Source organism: Pseudomonas sp., assembly GCF_035497915.1.
Classification (GTDB): Bacteria; Pseudomonadota; Gammaproteobacteria; order Pseudomonadales; family Pseudomonadaceae; genus Serpens.
The window spans coordinates 23,191-41,833 of sequence record NZ_DATJCS010000033.1 but is presented as its reverse complement, the minus strand read 5'-3'; the positions used below and the strand labels follow the sequence as shown (position 1 = coordinate 41,833).

The following is an 18,643-nucleotide window of genomic DNA, read 5'->3' as shown; positions in this document are numbered from 1 at the left end:
GTGATGACATCGCCCGGGCGCAGGCCGATGGCCACTGCCGGGCCGCCCTGCACCTCCTTGATCACCACGCCGCCCTGCAGGTCCAGGCTCTTGCGCTGCTCGGCGGTCAGCTCGATGACCGTCACGCCCAGCCGGTTGGCGCTGCGTTCGGCGCCGTTGTCGCCACGCGGCATGGCCACGGGGTCGCCTTCCTCGGGGAGGGCACCGATGGTCACGTTGAGGGTGCGGCGCTGGCCTTCGCGCATCACTTCCAGGCGCGAGGTAGTGCCTGGCTTGAGGATGCCGACGCGGTGCGGCAGGTCGCTGGACATCACGATGGGATGGTTGTCCAGGCGCAGGATCACGTCGCCGACCCGCAGGCCGCCCTTGGCCGCCGGGCCGTCTTCCAGCACCTGGGCCACCAGGGCGCCGGCGGGCCGGTCGAGGCCGAAGGATTCGGCCAAGTCCTTGTTCACTTCCTGGATCACCACGCCGAGCCAGCCGCGGCTGACCTTGCCGGTTTCCTTGAGCTGGTTGGCCACGTCCAGGGCGACGGTGATCGGGATGGCGAACGACAGGCCCATGAAGCCGCCGGAGCGGGTGAAGATCTGCGAATTGATGCCCACCACTTCGCCGTCCAGGTTGAACAGCGGGCCGCCGGAGTTGCCCGGGTTGATGGCCACGTCGGTCTGGATGAACGGCACATAGCTTTCGTTGGGCAGGCTGCGGCCCTTGGCGCTGACGATGCCGGCGGTTACCGAATAGTCGAAGCCGAACGGCGAGCCAATGGCCAGCACCCATTCGCCGACCTTGAGGTTCTCGGACCTGCCGAGCTTCACGGTGGGCAGGTTCTTGCCCTCGATCTTCAGCAATGCCACGTCGCTGCGCGGGTCGGCGCCCACCAGCTTGGCTTCCAGTTCGCTGCGATCGGACATGCGCACGAGGATCTCGTCGGCGTCGGCGACCACGTGGTTGTTGGTCAGCACATAGCCGTCGGAGGAAATGATGAAGCCCGAGCCCAGCGACTGGGCCTCGGGTTGCCGGTCGTTGCGCGGCACCTGCGGCAGGTTGCGCTCGAAGAACTCGCGAAACAGCGGCGGCAGGCCTTCCAGGTCGGGAACCATCAGTTGCGACTGGCCGCGCGCCGGCATCTTCTGCCGGGTGCTGATGTTGACGACGGCGGGCGAGGCCTCTTCCACCAGTTCGGTGAAGTCCGGCAACTGGGCTTGCGCCGTCAGGGCGTGGCTGCCCAGCAGCACGAGCAGCAGGGCGCCCACATAAGTCCGTAGTTGTGCTTTCAAGATTTACTCCCCTTTGCCAAGAGCTACAAAGTCCGGCCGGTGCACGGTCAGACAGGCGCGCAGCACGACTGGCTGCCACGCCGGATCATCCGCCGTGCGCAAGCTGCGCCAGCGAATGTAGATCCAGGTGCCGAACAGGCCCGCCAGGCCGCAGAGGATCACCCAGGGCTCGCCGGCCCCCAGGCGATCGGCCAGCAGGGCGATGGCGAACAGCCCCAGCAGGGGCAGGAGATAGGCCTGGATGGAGGCGGCGAGCAGCGCTCGCTCCGGTACGCCGATGGCGACGGCGTCGCCGACGTTCAGGTGCAGGTCGGTGAGCGCCCGCACCTGTCCGCGACGCTCGCTGACCCCCAGGCTGTTCATCAGGCCCTGGCCGCAGCCGGCGCGCGCCGAGCAGCTGGCGCAGGCGCCACGACGCAGGGTTTCCACCCAGACGGCGTCGGCTTCCACGGCGATGACGCGACCTTCCTGTTCAATCACTGCAACACGACTCCCGAGCCGGAACGAATCGACAGGGCAACCCGCTCGGCGGTGCCCAGCGGAATCTCGCCGATCACCGTGACCAGCAGATCGCCCTGGTCGGTGGCCAGGCGCCGCGACACGGCGGCGGTGGGCCCCAGCTGGCTGCGCTGGTCAATGCTCAGGCCCTCGCGCCAGGGCTCCAGGAACACGGAAAAACGCGCCAGGCCGTCACCATACACCAGCCAGGCTACCGGGGGATCCTCGCGCGAGGCGCGCTGTTCGACGATGCGGGTGAGGGCGAAGCCGGCCGGCAGCCATTCCGAGCGCCAGGCCTGTTCTTCCAGCGGACGCACCTCGCGGTCGGTGACCGGGCGGCAGGCTTGTCCGGCCTGCAGGTTCGCCTGGGCGCCGGGTTCGAAGACGATGTACTGGAAGCGTTCCAGCGGCTGGCCGTTCTCGTTGAGCAGCAGCGACTTGAGCGGCAGGGCGGTTTCACGGTCCAGATACAGCTCGAAGCCGTAACGGTGCTGATCGCGTGGGCGCAGCGAGAGCACCACGGTTTCGCGGCCGGCCACCCGCGACAGGCCGGCGGTGCGGATGTCGTACCACTGGGCGAGCGTGCGCGGTTCGACGCGGCGCAGACCGTTCGCCTGGTTCTCCACGATCTGCTCGTAGCGCGGGCCGGTCATGCACTCCAGCCGGCCATTGTTGCGCAGGCTCTCATGGAACGCGCCATCCAGCTGCAGGATGTGCTCGCGCACCTGGCCATCGCGCACCTGGCGGTGGATTTCATGGCTGGAGAAGCTGCCATTGCGTTCGTAGACGAAGGCGCCCTGAAACTCCTGGCGCTGCTCGGCCTCCTGCAGGCGCAGCAGCCAGCTCTGGCTGTCCGCGCCCAGGGCCAGCGGACTGATCAGTGCGCCGGCCAACAAGCATGGAATGAAGCGCATGCGACTCCCTGTCAGCGATTTTCCAGACTGGCGGCCCGTGCGTGGGGCAGGGTGGTTTCTGCGCCGCTGCCGGCCTGGCGGGCATGCTGGCGCACGTAGTCGAGCAGACGCTGGTCCTCGGCGGCCAGTTGCCGCTCCTGGTCGGCGGGCACGGCCAGGGCGGCCTCGCCGGAGGTGCTGTAGCCCGCCAGTACCGCCGGCCCCTGCACCACCAGGGGAGCCGCGCTGCCGGACGGCGCAACGGGTTGCACGGTCTGCTGGGCCATCTGCGCGCCGTCAAGCGCGTCCTGGTTGTAGAAGCGCACCCCGGCCAGCACGGCCACGGTGACGGAGGCGGCGATGGCCACGCGACCGACGCTGCGCCAGATCGGCAGGCCGGCGCGTGCGGGGCGCAACGCAGGCTCCTCATCCAGCGCGGCGCTGACGCCGGCGGCGAGGCTCAGGCTCGGCGTAAAGTACTCGCCGCGCATGGCTGCACGGGCGATCTGGTAGCGCGACCAGGTGGCCCGCAGCTCCGGTTCGCCGCCAGCGGCGAGCACGCGGCGCAACTCGAGCTCGTCCGCCTCGTTATCCATCACCGCGGACAGCGATTCCCGCAGGGATTCACGGTTCATTTCTTTCCTCTCTTGGCTCATCGCCCCACCGTCTCAGATCTGCTCGTGCAACAGGGGTTGCAACGCCTTGTCTATGACCTCACGCGCTCGGAAGATGCGTGAGCGCACGGTTCCCACCGGACACTGCATGACGCTGGCAATGTCCTCATAACTCAGCCCGTCGAACTCACGCAAGGTCAGCGCCGTGCGTAGATCTTCGGGCAACTGCTGAATGGTGCGATGCACCGTCGCTTCGATTTCGTCCCGCAGCATCGCGCGTTCGGGTGACTCGATGTCCTTGAGGGCGTGGTCGCCATCGTAGAACTCGGCATCCTCGGCGCTGACATCGTTATCCGGCGGACGCCGACCTCTGGCGACCAGGTGGTTCTTGGCCGTGTTGATGGCAATGCGATACAGCCAGGTGTAGAAGGCGCTTTCCCCGCGGAAGTTGCCCAAGGCCCGATAGGCCTTGATGAAGGCTTCCTGAGCCACATCCTGAGCTTCATGCGAGTCATGCACGAAGCGCACGATCAGCCCGAGGATCTTGTGCTGATACTTCATCACCAGCAGATCGAAAGCCCGGCGGTCTCCCTGCTGTACACGCTCGACGAGCTGCTGGTCCTGCTCCTGGGTTAGCATGCGAACTCCTCTCCGCATCTTTCCCGCCGCACTGGCTGCCGGTCTGGCTTACGTCGATAGACCCAGGCGTTATGCAAAAAGTTCTCCCCCGTACAGGCAAGCGGATTATCGAGGCAAGGCTCGCCGCACATCAGGCCCACTGCCTGTCGTTGTTCATATTCAGGCGTCTGGTTGTGGATGTTGTGGCGCGCCTTGGCGAAGCAGGGCGCGCGAAGCAATCCTGCTATGGAAAACCGATTCGGCAAAAAGTTCCGCACGTTGTGCATCCTCCCCTGTCGTGCTCGCTATTGTGTCGACCGAGCCCCCGATATACTAGACGCCGTTATTTCGCGGGATTCACTTCATGAGCCAGCATTTCGGGCACGACGTACTGATCATCGGCAGCGGCGCCGCCGGCCTCACCCTGGCCCTCACCCTGCCGGACAACCTGCGCATCGCGGTGCTCAGCAAGGGGCAGCTGGACAATGGCTCGACCCCCCACGCCCAGGGCGGCGTGGCCGCCGTGCTGGATGACGCCGACACAGTGGATTCCCATGTGCAGGACACGCTGGTCGCCGGCGCCGGGCTGTGCCGGCCGGACGCGGTGCGCTTCACCGTCGAGCACAGCCGTGCTGCCATCGAATGGCTGATCGCCCAGGGCGTGCCCTTTACCCGCGAGAACTCGGCCCACGACGATAACGGCTTCGGCTTCCACCTGACCCGCGAGGGCGGGCACAGCCACCGGCGCATCATCCATGCCGCCGATGCCACGGGCGCCGCCATCTTCAATACCCTGCTGGACAAGGCCCGCCAGCGGCCGAACATCGAGCTGCTGGACGAGCGTGTGGCGGTCGACCTGATCACCGAACACAAGCTGGGCCGTCCGGGCCGGCGTTGCCTGGGTGCCTACGTGCTGAACCGGGCGACCGGCGAGGTGGACACCTTCGCGGCGCGTTTCGTGGTGCTGGCCTGCGGCGGTGCCGCCAAGGTCTACCTGTACACCAGCAATCCGGACGGCAACACCGGCGACGGCATCGCCATGGCCTGGCGCGCCGGTTGCCGGGTCGGCAATCTGGAATTCAACCAGTTCCATCCGACGTGCCTGTACCACCCGCAGGCCAAGAATTTCCTGATCACCGAGGCGCTGCGTGGCGAGGGCGCGCTGCTCCGGCTGCCCAATGGCGAGCGCTTCATGCCGCGCTTCGACGAGCGTGCCGAGCTGGCGCCCCGCGATGTGGTGGCGCGGGCCATCGACCACGAGATGAAGCGCCTGGGTATCGACTGCGTGTACCTGGACATCAGCCACAAGCCGGCGGCGTTCATCAAGGAGCACTTCCCCACGGTCTACGAACGCTGCCTGGACTTCGGCATCGACATCACCCGCCAGCCCATCCCGGTGGTGCCGGCGGCGCACTACACCTGCGGCGGCGTGCTGGTGGACCAGCATGGCCTGACCGACGTGCCGGACCTCTATTCCATCGGCGAGTCCAGCTTCACCGGCCTGCACGGCGCCAACCGCATGGCCAGCAATTCCCTGCTGGAGTGCTTCGTGTACGCCCGTTCGGCGGCGCAGGACATGCTCGCCAAGCTGGACGCCACCGAGTTGCCGCAGGCGCTGCCCAGCTGGGACGCCAGCCAGGTCACCGATTCCGACGAGGACGTGATCATCGCCCACAACTGGGACGAGCTGCGGCGCTTCATGTGGGACTACGTGGGCATCGTGCGCACCACCAAGCGCCTGCTGCGCGCCCAGCACCGGGTCAGGCTGCTGCTCGCCGAGATCGACGAGTTCTATTCGAACTACAAGGTCACCCGCGACCTGATCGAACTGCGCAACCTGACGCTGGTCGCCGACCTGATGATCCGCTCGGCGCTCGAGCGCAAGGAATCGCGCGGCCTGCACTACACGCTGGACTACCCGAACTTGCTGCCCGAGGCGGTCGATACCATCCTGACGCCCTGATGCGATTGCGCCCGGCTGGGCCGGGCGCAATCCGCCGTTGCCGGCATCTAGGGCAGCAGGATCACCTTGCGGCATTCGTCCTGATGTTTGTCGAACAGCTCGTATCCCTTGGCGGCCTCTGCCAGGGGCAGGCGGTGGCTGATGATGATCTCGGGCGATAGTCGACCCTGTTCGATATGTTCCAGCAGCTGCGGCAGCAGCGCCTGGACGTGGGTCTGTCCCATCTTGAACGTCAGCCCCTTGTCGAAGGCATCGCCGAACAGGAAGCCGTGCAGGAAGCCGGCATAGACCCCCGGCACGCTGACCACGCCACCCCGGCGTACGGCGGCGATGCACTGGCGCAGCACCTTGCCGACGCTGGTTTCCAGCTTGAGGGTGGCCAGCACGGTTTCCGTGGTGCTGCCCTTGGCCTCGAAGCCGACGGCGTCGATAGCGGCATCCACGCCGCGATGTCCGGCAGTCTGCTCGATGATGGTTGCCGCGGGGTCGTCGTCCTGGGTGAAATCGATGGGAATGACGCCATAGGCCTCCTGGGCGAACTGCAGCCGGTGGGCGAATTGGTCGACCATGAAGATCTGCTCGGCGCCGAGCAGGCGCGCGCAGGCCGCAGTCATCAGCCCCACCGGCCCGGCCCCGTAGATAGCCACGCTGGAGCCGGCCTTCAGGCCGGCGTTCACCGCCGCCTGGTAGCCGGTGGGCAGGATATCGGTGAGAAAGAGTACGCGCTCGTCGGGTAGCGAGGTGGGCACCTTGAACGGCCCTGTGTTGGCCTGGGGCACCCGCACAAACTCTGCCTGGCCGCCGGGAATACCCCCATACAGATGGCTGTAGCCGAACAGCGCCGCGCCCGGGGGGATTTGCTTTTTGTTGAGAATCGCACCCCGCCCCGGGTTGGTGGTTTCGCAGGCGGCGAACAGGTCCTGGCGGCAGAAGAAGCAGTCGCCGCAGGCGATCACGAAGGGCACGATGACCCGGTCGCCGGGCTTGAGCGCCGTCACTCCGGTTCCGACTTCCTCGACGATGCCCATGAACTCGTGTCCAAGGATGTCGCCGTCGCGGGTCTCTGGAATCTTGCCGTGGTAGAGGTGCAGGTCGGAGCCGCAGATTGCCGTGGCCGTGACACGCAGCAGGATATCGTCGGGCTGCTGCAGCTGCGGGTCGGGAACAGTGTCGACTCTGACGTCGTGAGCGCCGTGGTAGGTCAGTGCACGCATGGGGTTCTCCGCTTCCGGGTGAAGGAAATCCCTGGTGAGAGCTTCCAGACCTTGGTGGGCAGCGGCAGGGGCTGCCGGTTCCTTCTTCGGGATCGGCGTGCCTGGGAGGTAGGGGGCGGCTAGCTCGGGTCGGCCCAGCGGTTGCGGCTGAATTTCAGCCGCACGCGCAGACGTCGGTGCTGGTCGGGCGGCAGGGCGTCACGGGGAATGCACAGGCCCTGGCTGAACCCGCGGCCGGGGCGGCGGTAGCGCAGCACGATCAGCCAGGGCAGTGCCAGGCTGTCGGGCAGCAGGCGCACCGCCTGCCAGCCGTGGGCGGTGCTGAACAGATGCCAGCCGCTGGCGTCGCGACGCAGGGCGGTAACCGCGGTCGGTGAGCGCAGCAGCAGATGGCGCGGCAGGGTCCACAGGGCGTGCAGGCCGCACAGGAACACGCCGGTGAGCTGCGCCCAGGCCGGCAGCGCGGCGAGCAGCAGGGCGGCCAGGGCCAGCGCCAGGCTCAGCAGGTAGGTCGCCAGCAGCAGTCGCGAGGACCGCCAATGGCACTCGAAGGACTCACTTGGGCTGGACACGGTCCAGGATCATCTTGACGATGCGGCGCAGGTCAGCGTCCTCGGGCTCGCCGCGCTGCATGAACCAGCCGAACATGTCCTGGTCCTCGCATTCCAGCAGTTGGCGGTAGCGCGCCTGGTCTTCCGGGTCCAGGTTCGGGTAGACCTCCTGAACGAAGGGCACCAGCAGCACGTCCAGCTCGAGCATGCCGCGACGGCTGTGCCAGAAAAGACGCTTGAGTTCGATATCGTCGGCCATGCGAGGCTCCTTAGCAGAGAGGCCGGCATTATAGGGTCTGGCCGTGTCTCGTCGCGAGCCGGGTCGCCAGGTCCGCAGGTGGCCCATGCGGCGAGAAGATGGCAACCGCTGACAAGCACCACTCAGCCCCTCTATGATCTGCCTTTTCCACACCGAGCCCAGGCATCCTCATGGCCGAATCCGCATTCTTCAGCCCCTTGACCCACGAAGGGGTGTTCGCCGTGCGCGGAACGGACGCCGGCACGTTCCTGCAGGGCCAGCTGACCTGCAATATCAAGTACCTCACCGGGCGCGCCAGTCTGGGCGCGCGCTGCACCCCCAAGGGTCGCATGCAGTCGAGCTTTCGCATCGTGCCGCAGGGCGATGGCTTCCTGCTGGCCCTGGCCGGCGAGCTGCTCGAAGCGCAGCTGGCCGATCTGAAAAAGTACGCCGTGTTCTCGCGGGGCACCCGTCTGGCGGACGAGAGCGCCCAGTGGGTGCGTTTCGGCCTCTACAACGGCGATGCCGCGTTGGGTTCGCTCGGTCTTGACGTGCCCGCCGAGGCCAACGCCCTGGTCGAGTCCGATGGACTGTTGGGTATTCGCCTGTCCGCTGGGCGCCTCGAGGTGTGGGCGCCGGCCGAACGTGCGGCCGCCGTGCGGGCCAGCCTGGCGCAGCAGATGCCGGAGGCGCCGCTCAACGACTGGCTGCTGACCCAGGTACGGGCCGGCATTGGCCAGGTATTTGGTGCCACCCGCGAGCTGTTCATTCCGCAGATGATCAATCTGCAGGCGCTGGATGGCGTCAGTTTTCGCAAGGGCTGCTACACCGGCCAGGAGATCGTCGCCCGCATGCAGTACCTGGGACGCCTGAAGCGACGCATGTACCGTCTGGCGGTGCAGGCCGAAGCCCCGCCGGTGCCTGGCGTCGAGTTGTTCTCGCCGGTGCATGGCAGCAGTGTCGGGGAAGTGGTACTGGCTGCGCGGTCCGCCGAGGAGGTCGAGTTGCTGGCCGTTCTGCAGGAGGATGCCGTGCAGGATGGTCGCCTTCACCTGGGGAATCCGCAGGGACCGAGTCTGCGGGTGCTGGACTTGCCCTATGGCCTGGACAGCGAACGGGAAATTCAACGCTGACATGGAGTAAGTAGTAGATGAGCCAGCTGGTCGATCGGATTCAGGAAGAACTTCTCCAGGCCATCGAAGATGATGCGCTGATTCTGCCCACCTTGCCGGAGGTGGCCATCCGCGTGCGCGAAGCCGCCGAGAATCCCAACATCGGCACCCATGCGTTGAGCCGGGTGATCAGCAACGATGCCGCACTGAGCGCGCGGCTGATCAAGGTGGTGAACAGCCCGCTGCTGCGCGGCAACCGGGAGATAAACGACCTGCAGTCGGCCGTTGACCGGCTGGGCATCAACTACACCTGCAGCCTGGCGATTGGTCTGGCAATGGAGCAGATGTTCCAGGCCACCCATGAGCTGGTGGATGCCAAGCTGCGGGAGGTATGGGTCAAGAGCACCGAAATCGCCGCGATCAGCCAGGTGCTGTGCCGCCACTTCACCCGCCTGCAACCGGACCAGGCCACGTTGGCCGGCCTCGTTCACCAGATCGGCGTCCTGCCGATCCTCACCTACGCCGAGGAGCATGAGCTGCTGCTGGCCGATACGGCCAGCCTCGATCATGTGATCGAGCGCATTCACCCGCAGCTGGGCGAGCGCATTCTGCGCGCCTGGGAGTTTCCCGAGGCTCTCGCCGTGGTGCCGGGACAGATGCAGGACTTCACCCGCAATTCCCCGGCGGTAGACTACGTGGACATCGTGCAGGTGGCCATCCTGCAAAGCCACCTGGGCACGCGCCATCCGCTCACCCAGCTGGACTGGGGCAGCATTCCCGCCTTCGCCAAACTGGGCCTCAACCCCAAGGCCGACATCCAGTCCGATCAGGACCTGCATGGCGCCCTGCGCTCGGCCATGAGCATGCTGCAGCAGTAATGGCCGTCAGGCGTGCGGCGCAGCGGCCACGCTGTCTGTGCCCGTCGGCTCGCAGTCGAGGATGATGCAGTCGCGGCCGCTGCCCTTGGCCTGGTAGAGGCACTTATCGGCCCGCTGCAGCCAGCTGTTCCAGTGTTCGTCGATGCGCAGCAGCGCGCCGCCGATGGAGACCGTCACCGTGCCACCCGGGCCGACCAGTTGCTGGCGGACGCGGCGTTGCAGATTCTGGGCGGCCTGCTGCAATCCCTGCTGGTCGGTGTCGGGCAGCAGCAGCAGGAACTCCTCTCCGCCGAAGCGGTAAAGCATGTCGCTACTGCGCGTGCAGCGCTTGACCAGGCTCACGAAGTCCACCAGCACCTGATCACCGGCCGGGTGGCCGAAGCGGTCGTTGATCTGCTTGAAGTGATCCAGATCCATGACCATCAGTGCCTGCGGCTGCTTCTGGCGCTTCTGGCGGGCGCTGGCCAGCTGCAGGTCCTGGTTCATGGCCCGGCGATTACGCGCCCCGGTCAGCGGGTCCTGGATGGCCAGCGTCTCCAGCTGCTCGCGCTGCGTTCGGGAGCGCGACGCGAAGATGTACGTCAGGGCGCCGGCCATCAGGCTGGTCACCAGGAAGGACGCCAGCTGCCGCGGGTTCTCGAACAGCAGTCCCGGCTCCAGCAGGGAGTAGCCTGTCAGGGTCATCAGCAGGGCCAGCGTGGCGACCAGGGCGATGCGAGGTTCGGCGAGGAAGAAGTTGGCGAGGATCAGCGGGTAGATCCAGAACACCGCGTCGAGGCCGATGGTAATCGCCACCAGCAGCGCGACCAGGGTGAAGATGCACAGCAGGAAGATGCCGGCCTTGGCCGTGTCGTGGGTCACCCAGGCGTAGACAATGGCGCTGACGGTCGCCAGCACCATGAGGGTGTCGGCGATGGCGATCAGGTAATTGCCTTCCAGGGCGCGGTAGATGATGAAGGGCGAGACCCCCAGAATGCCGAACAACCCCATCAGGCTGAGGGTGGCGAACGGGAAGTCGGTGCGCAGGCGCCGCCAAAAACGCGAAAGAATCCTGTCCATGGCCGTCTTTTCTTGTCGTTGTTCTGCAGGGACATGCCGGGGCAGTATGTCCCAAATCCCGATATCAGTCTGCCATCGTTTCGGCCAAAAGGGCGACGAATCAGGTCATAAATTTCACTGCAGGGGCAGGCGGATCAGGGTTTGCGAGCCAGCAGCACGGCGCGCCGGGGCGCCGGCAGGCCTTCCACGGTGAGGGACGGGTCCTGCGGGTCGAGGAAGTCGGCCAGCGACTGGAAGCGCATCCAGTCGGTGCGTCGCTGTTCCTGGACCGAAGTCAGGCTGACATCCACGCAGAGCACATCGCTGAAACCGGCGCGGCGCAGCCAGCGTGCCAGGGCCGGCACCGAAGGCAGGAACCAGACGTTGCGCATCTGCGCGTAGCGGTCTTCCGGGACCAGAACGGCGTTCTCATCCCCCTCGATCACCAGCGTTTCCAGCACCAGCTCCCCGCCAGGCGCCAGACAGTCCTTCAGGGCCAGCAGGTGGTCGATGGGCGAGCGGCGATGGTAGAGCACGCCCATGGAGAACACGCTGTCGAAGCCCTGCAGGCTGGGCGGCAGCTCTTCGAGGGCAAAGGGCAGATGCCAGGCGGGCCGCTCCGGCAGGTAGCGGACCATCGCCTGGAACTGGCAGAAGAAAAGCCAGTTGGGGTCAATACCGATGACGGAATCGGCACCGGCGCCCAGCATGCGCCACATGTAGTAGCCGTTGCCGCAGCCGACATCCAGCACGCGTTTGCCGCGCAGGTCCAGGTGCGGGGCGACGCGCGCCCACTTCCAGTCCGAACGCCACTCGGTGTCCAGTTCGATGTCGAACAGCGAGAAGGGACCCTTGCGCCAGGGCGACAGGCCCATCAGCGCGCCGCGCAGGTGCTCGCGTTGCTCGTCCGAACAGGGGCCGTCCAGCCGGAACTGCTCCAGCAGCTCGATGGTTTCCGCGTGCAGCGGCGGCAGGGCGTCCAGCGCCTGGCGCCAGCGCGCCAGGTCGCCGTGGCCGCACGCCAGCTTGTCGGCGAACTGTTGCGGCAGCGTGTCTGCCCAGGCTGCCAGCGGAGTGCCAGCCAGGCGGCGGATCAGCGGGTTGAAATCGATCATGGCAGGGCAATCAGCGAGGCGAAGTTGAGGCACTGGAACCAGGGCACCACCCGGGAAAAGCCGGCATCCAGCAAGCGTTCGCGATGCTGCTGCAAGCTGTCGGGCTTCATGACGTGTTCGATGGCGCTGCGTTTCTGGGCGATTTCCAGCTCGCTGTAGCCATTGGCGCGCTTGAAGTCCAGGTGCAGGTCGGTGAGCAGCGCCTGCTCGGCGGCATCCTCGAAGCGCAGCTTCTCGGAGAGGATCAGCGCGCCCCCCGGCAGCAGCGCGCGGCGAATGCGCGCCAGCAGTTCCGGGCGTTGTTCGGTGGCGACGAACTGCAGGGTGAAATTCATCGCCACCAGCGAGCAGGGCTGGTAGTCGAGCTGCAGGATGTCGGCTTCCACCACGTCAACCGGCAGCAGCTCCTGGAACATGGCGTCCTGGGCCTGCAGGTATTCCTGGCAGCGCGCCACCATGGCGGCGGAATTGTCCACCGCGATCACCTGGCAACGCTCGGCCTTCACATGGCGACGCAGGGCTTGCGTGACGGCACCCAGTGAGCAGCCCAGGTCGTACAGGACGCTGTCCGGCCGGGCGAAGTGGCCAGCCAGCACGCCGATGTTCTCGACGATGGTGGGGTAGCCCGGCACCGAGCGCTTGATCATGTCCGGGAAGACCCGGGCCACGTCCTCGTTGAACACGAAATCGGGCACCTGGCCCAGCGGGTGGGCGAAGAGACGGTCGGCTTCCTGGGACATGCGGCGCTAACGGTTTGGCTGGAAAGGCGCGCATTTTAGGGCTTGTGACGGCTGCTTTGCGAGACCGTCCGCGCCTCAGCCACTCGCCTGGGAAACCTTGCCCGCCCGCGCGGTGCCTGCGCGCGGGGTCAGCAGGCGCCGGCCGAGGGACATGCCGGGCCGTTCGACATAGCGATGCAGCAGCGCGGCCAGCGCGATCACCGCCAGTACCGCAACCGGCGCCAGCAGCGTGTCGAGCAGTGCCGGGCGGCCGTCGCGGAACAGCAGCGGGACGAGATTGCCGAGCGCCATGAACACGGCGAGGTGGCCCAGATAGATGGCGAACGCCCAGCGACCCAGGTGGCGGAACAGGCCGCGATGCAGCAGGCGCGAGACCAGCCCGCCCTCGAAGGCGAAGATGAACAGTGCGAGGGCGAACAGCGCGACGGCGTAGAGATCGCGATACGCGTAGGCGCTGTCGAGGATCAGCGCCAGCAGCGCCAGCACCGTGACTTCCAGGAGGGTGAAGGCGCGCTGGCCGAGCGGCAGCAGACCCAGGCGAAGGTGCAGCGAATAGGACAGGGCGCCCAGGCAGAAGCCGCCGACGCCCATGAGCACGCTGCGGCCCAGACCATCGACGCCACTCAGCAGGCCCCAGAGCGCGGCAGCCACGAGCAGCAGGCACGCGCCGCCGCGCCCGCGCGGCAGGATCAGTAGCGCCAGGCCGAACAGCAGGCTGAGGTAGAAGCCGATGCCGAGGCTGGCGGCGGCCGGATTCAGCGACAGGCCGTTCGCGCCGGGCAGCCAGGCCGGGAGCAGCAGCAGGTTGGCCAGCAGGTTCGGCGCGGCGCCGACCATGTGGGGCAGCGCGACATCCAGCAGCAGAAACAGGCCGAGGAGACACAGGTGCAGTGGCAGGATGCGAAAACTGCGCGCCGCCACGAAGCGCCCGAACAACGTCGCCGTGCTCAGGCGCTGGCCATAGGCATGGAACAGCACGAATCCGCCGAGCACGAAGAAGAACTGCACGAACGGTTCACTGTGGCGAAACAGCTCCGCGCCGCCTGCGCCCAGCAGCAAGGGGGTATGGAAGAGGACTATGGCCAGGGCCGCCAGGCCGCGGAGGCTGTCCAGAACACTGAAACGGTGGGTGCGAGGCATCGGTAAGTCCCTTTACGTACGGGGGCCCGTGATGCCTGATTGCGGAGCGGAACCCGGTGAGGTGCCCGGCTGGCGGTCCGGCCAGCCGGAGCAGCCGGCGTGCGGCTGGACACCTCAACAGTAGTTGCTGTTTGCGAAACTGCTAGCGGTTCGACAGGTGTCACGTGTGCAGCGTCTCAGAACAGCACCCGGGCCACGTCGGCGAACTTGCGCGCGAAATGCACCGTCAGTCCCTCGCGCAGGTACTCGGGCAGTTCCTCGAAATCACCCCGGTTGGCCTCGGGCAGGATGAGTTCGAAGATCTTCTGCCGGCGCGCGGCAATGACCTTTTCGCGTACCCCGCCAATGGCCAGCACCTGGCCGGTCAGGGTCAGCTCGCCGGTCATCGCCACGCCCTTTTTCGGCTCCTGGCTGCGCGCCAGCGACAGCAGCGCGCTGGCCATGCTGATGCCGGCGCTCGGGCCGTCCTTGGGCGTGGCGCCTTCCGGCACGTGCAGGTGCACGAAGGCCTGGTCGAAGAACACCGGATCGCCGCCGTACTGTTTCAGGTGCGAACTGACGTAGCTGTAGGCGATTTCCGCCGACTCCTTCATCACCTCGCCCAGCTTGCCGGTGAGCTTGAAGCCGCGGTTGAGGGTGTGGATGCGCGTGGCTTCGATGGGCAGGGTGGCGCCACCCATGCTGGTCCAGGCCAGTCCGGTGACGATGCCGATGCCCTGCAGGCGCTGCTCGCGGCGGAACACCGGCGTGCCGAGGGAGTCTTCGAGATCCTTCGGGCCGATGCGCAGGGTCAGTTCGGGATCCTCCAGCAGGCGCACCACGGCCTTGCGCACCAGCTTGCCCAGCTGCTTCTCCAACTGGCGCACGCCGGCCTCGCGAGCGTAGCCCTCGATCACCGCGCGCAGGGCGGCATCGCTGATCGCCAGGCGATTCCTGGGTACCCCGGTCCTTTCCAGCAGGCGCGGCCACAGGTGGCGCCTGGCGATGGCCAATTTTTCCTCGGTGATGTAGCCGGACAGGCGGATGATCTCCATGCGGTCGAGCAGCGGGCCGGGAATCGAGTCCAGGGTGTTGGCGGTGCACACGAACAGCACCTTGGACAGGTCCAGGCGCAGATCCAGGTAGTGGTCGAGGAATTCGACGTTCTGTTCCGGGTCGAGGGTTTCCAGCAGCGCCGAGGCCGGGTCGCCCTGGTGGCTGGCGCCCAGCTTGTCGATCTCGTCGAGCATGATCACCGGGTTCATCACCTCGACGTCCTTGAGCGCCTGCACCAGCTTGCCGGGCAGGGCGCCGATGTAGGTGCGCCGGTGGCCCTTGATCTCCGCCTCGTCGCGCATGCCGCCGACGCTGAAGCGGTAGAACGGCCGGCCGAGGGTTTCGGCGATGGACTTGCCGATGCTGGTCTTGCCCACGCCGGGCGGGCCGACCAGCAGCACGATGGAGCCGGCGATCTGGCCCTTGAAGGCGCCGACGGCGAGGAATTCGACGATGCGCTGCTTGATGTCGTCCATCCCCGCATGGTGCTTGTCGAGCACCTTGCGGGCGCGCTTGAGGTCCAGCTTGTCGGTGCCGTAGACGCCCCACGGCATGCTGGTCGCCCAGTCCAGGTAGTTGCGGGTCACCGCGTATTCCGGCGAGCCGGTTTCCAGGATCGACAGCTTGTTCAGTTCCTCGTCGATGCGTTTCTGCGCCGCCGCCGGCACCGTCTTGCCCTTCAGGCGCGCGCGGAACTCGTCGGCGTCGGCGCTCTTGTCGTCCTTGGTCATGCCCAGCTCGCGCTGGATGATCTTCAGCTGCTCCTTGAGGAAGAACTCGCGCTGGCGCTCGCCGATCTGCCGGTTCACCTCGGCGGACAGCTCCTTCTGCAGGCGCGCCACTTCGACTTCCTTGCGCAGCAGCGGCAGCACCTTCTCCATGCGCTTGAGCACCGGCACGCAGTCGAGCACCTCCTGCAGCTCCTTGCCGGGGGCGGTGGTCAGCGCGGCGGCGAAGTCGGTGAGCGGCGACGGATCGTTGGGGCTGAAACGGTTCAAGTAGTTCTTCAGCTCCTCGCTGTACAGCGGATTGAGCGGCAGCAGTTCCTTGATGGCGTTGATCAGCGCCATGCCGTAGGCCTTGACCTCGTCGCGCGGGTCGCTGGCGCTCTGCGGGTATTCCACCTCGACCAGATAGGGCGGCCGCCGACGCAGCCAGCCGCGGATGCGCACGCGGGTCAGCCCCTGGGCCACGAACTGCAGCTTGCCGCCTTCCTGGCTGGCGTGGTGCACACGCACCACGGTGCCATGCTCGGGCAAGTCGTTCAGGTCGAACTCGCTGCCGTCGCCCTCGACGAAGAACAGCGCCAGGCTGTGATGCTCGGTGTTGGCGACCCGCTGCAGCGTCTCGCTCCAGGGATCTTCGTTGACGATCACCGGCAGCACCTGGGCCGGGAAGAACGGCCGGCCGTGGATGGGAATCACATACAGCTTGTCCGGCAGGTTCTGGCCGGGCAGCGCCAGCTGGCCGCTGACGGTTTCGACGGTTTCCGGGGCGTTGTCCTGGTCGTTCATGGCGCACCTGAGCAGCAATCTTTCACGTTAGATGGGCATCGGTGCACGCATTTCAAGCCGGTGAGCGATTCAATGGGATTGCAAATGTTACGATATAACATGTTTAATTTCGCGCCTCCTCCTCGACCTGCGGGTCGAGCAACCGATGTATTGCGAGAGAAAACCAACATGCACAGCAGGCTTCACCCCTTGACCCTGGCCATCGGTCTGATCCTGGCGCCCACCGCCTGGAGCGCGACGATCGAACTCGACAGCAGCCTGATCCGCACCAGCGCGCTGGATACCCCGGCTCAGCAAATGACCACGCCGGCCGCCGTACTGGAAGGCGATGCCCTGGTGCAGCGCCGCGAGGCGACGTTGGGCGACACCCTGGACAGCCTGCCCGGCGTGCGCGCCAGCGGCTTCGGCGCCGGCGCCTCGCGCCCGCAGATTCGCGGCCTGGATGGCGCGCGGGTGCGGGTCATGAGCGATGGCGTGGATGTGCTGGATGCTTCCACCCTCAGTCAGGACCATGCGGTCAGCGTCGAGCCGTTGCTGATCGAGCGCATCGAAGTGCTCAAGGGCCCGGCGACCCTGCTGTACGGCGGCGGCGCGATTGGCGGGGTGGTCAACCTGATCGACAAGAAGGTGCCGGCCTACGTGCCGGCGAACGGCTACGAAGGCGAAGTGGAGCTGCGCGCCAACAGCGTGGCCAACGAAGGCGCCGGCCTGTTCGGCCTGACCGTGGGTCAGGGCAACGTCGCGCTGCGCATCGAAGGGGTGAAACGCCAGGCCGATGATTACGAGCTGCCCGACTCCAGCGACAAGCAGGTCGGCGCCTACAACGACACCGACAGCTACAGCCTCGGCGGCAGCTTCGTCGGCGCGCGCGGCTACCTGGGCCTGGCCTACAGCCGCCAGGAGAACCGCTATGGCCTGCTGGCCCACGAACACGCCGACTGTCACCTGCATGGCGGCGACTGGCATTGCGGCAGCCACGATCCGGCCGATCCCGATCACGATCATGACCACGAAGGCGAAGCGGTGCCCTACATCAGCCTCAGGCAGAACCGCTGGGACCTGCGGGGCGAGCTGAGCGATCCGCTGCCCGGCTTCGAGCTGGCGCGCCTGCGGGTCGGCCACAGCGACTACCAGCATGCCGAAATGGAAGAGGGCGAGACGGCGGCGATCTTCGACAACCAGGCCAGCGAAGCGCGTCTGGAACTGACCCATCGGCCGCTGTTCGGCTGGCGCGGCGTGCTCGGCGGGCAGACCACGCACCGTGACTTCGAGCGCCGGACCGAGGAACACCCGATGCCGCAGACCCTGACCCGCAACCATGCGCTGTTCCTCCTGGAGGAGTACACCGCCGGCGCCTGGCGCTACGAGCTGGGCAGCCGCTATGAATGGCAGGACATCGAGGCCGACGCCGGCAAGCCGGACACCGAGCACAGCGGCGTGTCGCTGTCGGCCGGCGCGGTGTGGACCTTCGCTCCCGAATACTCGCTGGGCGTCTCGCTGTCGCGTTCGCAACGTCTGCCCAGCGCCGAGGAGCTGTATGCCTACGGCCCGCACGCCGCCAGCCGCACCATCGAGACGGGCAACCCGCTGCTGGCGGAGGAAACCGCGCACAACGCCGACCTCACCCTGCGCAAGTTCGCCGGCGCGACCACCTTCAGTCTCGGCCTGTTCCACAACGAAGTGGATGACTTCATCTACGCCGCCGACCTGGGCCTGGACACCGAAAGCGACTATCGCGTGGTCGAGTATCGCCAGGCGGATGCCGTGCTGACCGGCGTCGAGGGCGAAGTACGCCACACCTTCAGCGAGGCCACCGCGCTGACCCTGTTCGGCGATCGGGTGCGCGGCCGGCTCAAGGAGGGCGGCGACCTGCCGCGCATTCCCGCCGATCGGCTCGGCGTGCGCCTGGAGCAGAAGTTCGGGTCTGCCCTGAGCGGCGAACTGTCCTTCCAGCGCGTGCAGCGTCAGGACCGCCTGGCCGCGTTCGAAACCGAAACCGCCGGCTACAACCTGCTGGGTGCCGGGCTGGCCTGGCAGGGCGCGCTCAGCGAGGGCGACTGGCTGGTCTACCTGAAGGCCGACAACCTGCTGGACGTGGAGGCACGCCAGCACAGTTCGCTGATCAAGGACGAGGTGGTGCTGCCGGGACGCAACCTGACCCTGGGGGCGCGGCTCACCTTCTGATCCGGCGGGGTTGGCTTG

17 protein-coding genes are annotated in these 18,643 nt (G+C 66.8%); 4 read left to right on the top strand and 13 right to left on the bottom strand.

Annotation, left to right across the window (positions count from 1 at the left end; all coding sequences use genetic code 11):
* The 5 genes from VL129_RS09915 to rpoE all read right to left on the bottom strand — a co-directional run.
* Positions 1-1,256 (bottom strand): DegQ family serine endoprotease (locus VL129_RS09915; protein WP_414705185.1); only part of this gene is annotated, 1,256 nt, incomplete at its 3' end.
* Between the two features lie 27 nt (positions 1,257-1,283).
* Positions 1,284-1,760 (bottom strand): SoxR reducing system RseC family protein, encoded by a 477-nt coding sequence (locus VL129_RS09910; protein ID WP_325412599.1) that lies wholly within the window; start codon positions 1,758-1,760, stop codon positions 1,284-1,286.
* Entirely contained in the window at positions 1,757-2,692 is a 936-nt protein-coding gene (locus VL129_RS09905) for a MucB/RseB C-terminal domain-containing protein (protein ID WP_325412597.1), read from the bottom strand. Before VL129_RS09905 ends, VL129_RS09910 begins: the two co-directional genes overlap by 4 nt.
* Before the next feature lie 11 nt (positions 2,693-2,703).
* Entirely contained in the window at positions 2,704-3,306 is a 603-nt protein-coding gene (locus VL129_RS09900) for a sigma-E factor negative regulatory protein (protein WP_325412595.1), read from the bottom strand.
* Between the two features lie 33 nt (positions 3,307-3,339).
* Complete coding sequence (gene rpoE, locus VL129_RS09895; protein WP_325412593.1) at positions 3,340-3,924, bottom strand: RNA polymerase sigma factor RpoE/AlgU; 585 nt, start codon at positions 3,922-3,924, stop codon at positions 3,340-3,342.
* Positions 3,925-4,267: 343 nt separating this feature from the next.
* Here rpoE and nadB point away from each other — a divergent pair, with 343 nt between their 5' ends.
* Positions 4,268-5,866 (top strand): L-aspartate oxidase, encoded by a 1,599-nt coding sequence (nadB, locus tag VL129_RS09890; RefSeq protein WP_325412591.1) that lies wholly within the window; start codon positions 4,268-4,270, stop codon positions 5,864-5,866.
* A gap of 47 nt (positions 5,867-5,913) precedes the next feature.
* Here nadB and VL129_RS09885 read toward each other — a convergent pair whose 3' ends face one another.
* From VL129_RS09885 to VL129_RS09875, 3 genes are all read right to left on the bottom strand, one after another.
* A complete protein-coding gene (locus tag VL129_RS09885; protein WP_325412589.1) occupies positions 5,914-7,080 on the bottom strand; it encodes a zinc-dependent alcohol dehydrogenase in 1,167 nt (388 codons plus the stop codon).
* 119 nt (positions 7,081-7,199) lie between these two features.
* Positions 7,200-7,652, bottom strand: coding sequence for a protein YgfX (locus VL129_RS09880; RefSeq protein ID WP_325412587.1), 453 nt, complete (start codon positions 7,650-7,652; stop codon positions 7,200-7,202).
* Positions 7,636-7,890 carry an FAD assembly factor SdhE gene (locus tag VL129_RS09875; RefSeq protein ID WP_027589477.1) on the bottom strand — a complete coding sequence of 85 codons (255 nt, stop codon included), beginning with the start codon at positions 7,888-7,890 and terminating at the stop codon, positions 7,636-7,638. Before VL129_RS09875 ends, VL129_RS09880 begins: the two co-directional genes overlap by 17 nt.
* Positions 7,891-8,060: 170 nt before the next feature.
* Here VL129_RS09875 and ygfZ point away from each other — a divergent pair, with 170 nt between their 5' ends.
* A complete protein-coding gene (gene ygfZ / locus VL129_RS09870; protein ID WP_039560686.1) occupies positions 8,061-9,002 on the top strand; it encodes a CAF17-like 4Fe-4S cluster assembly/insertion protein YgfZ in 942 nt (313 codons plus the stop codon).
* Between the two features lie 17 nt (positions 9,003-9,019).
* The gene (locus VL129_RS09865) at positions 9,020-9,859 is read left to right on the top strand and encodes an HDOD domain-containing protein (RefSeq protein WP_027589479.1); all 840 of its coding nucleotides are present in this window, start codon (positions 9,020-9,022) and stop codon (positions 9,857-9,859) included.
* A gap of 6 nt (positions 9,860-9,865) precedes the next feature.
* On the opposite strand, the gene VL129_RS09860 is transcribed toward VL129_RS09865, so the two are convergent.
* The 5 genes from VL129_RS09860 to lon all read right to left on the bottom strand — a co-directional run bounded on the left by VL129_RS09860 (position 9,866) and on the right by lon (position 16,441).
* On the bottom strand, positions 9,866-10,918 hold the full coding sequence (locus VL129_RS09860) for a GGDEF domain-containing protein (RefSeq protein WP_325412583.1): 1,053 nt from the start codon (positions 10,916-10,918) through the stop codon (positions 9,866-9,868).
* 134 nt (positions 10,919-11,052) lie between these two features.
* On the bottom strand, positions 11,053-12,012 hold the full coding sequence (cmoB, locus tag VL129_RS09855) for a tRNA 5-methoxyuridine(34)/uridine 5-oxyacetic acid(34) synthase CmoB (protein ID WP_325412581.1): 960 nt from the start codon (positions 12,010-12,012) through the stop codon (positions 11,053-11,055).
* Positions 12,009-12,752, bottom strand: a complete 744-nt coding sequence (gene cmoA / locus VL129_RS09850; RefSeq protein ID WP_325412579.1) for a carboxy-S-adenosyl-L-methionine synthase CmoA — start codon at positions 12,750-12,752, stop codon at positions 12,009-12,011. Before cmoA ends, cmoB begins: the two co-directional genes overlap by 4 nt.
* A 75-nt stretch (positions 12,753-12,827) precedes the next feature.
* On the bottom strand, positions 12,828-13,892 hold the full coding sequence (locus tag VL129_RS09845; RefSeq protein ID WP_325412577.1) for an acyltransferase family protein: 1,065 nt from the start codon (positions 13,890-13,892) through the stop codon (positions 12,828-12,830).
* Between the two features lie 176 nt (positions 13,893-14,068).
* On the bottom strand, positions 14,069-16,441 hold the full coding sequence (gene lon / locus VL129_RS09840) for an endopeptidase La (RefSeq protein ID WP_325412575.1): 2,373 nt from the start codon (positions 16,439-16,441) through the stop codon (positions 14,069-14,071).
* A gap of 168 nt (positions 16,442-16,609) precedes the next feature.
* On the opposite strand from lon, the gene VL129_RS09835 reads away from it, so the two are divergent.
* Positions 16,610-18,625, top strand: coding sequence for a TonB-dependent receptor (locus tag VL129_RS09835; protein WP_325412573.1), 2,016 nt, complete (start codon positions 16,610-16,612; stop codon positions 18,623-18,625).
* The last annotated feature ends 18 nt before the right edge of the window (positions 18,626-18,643 follow it).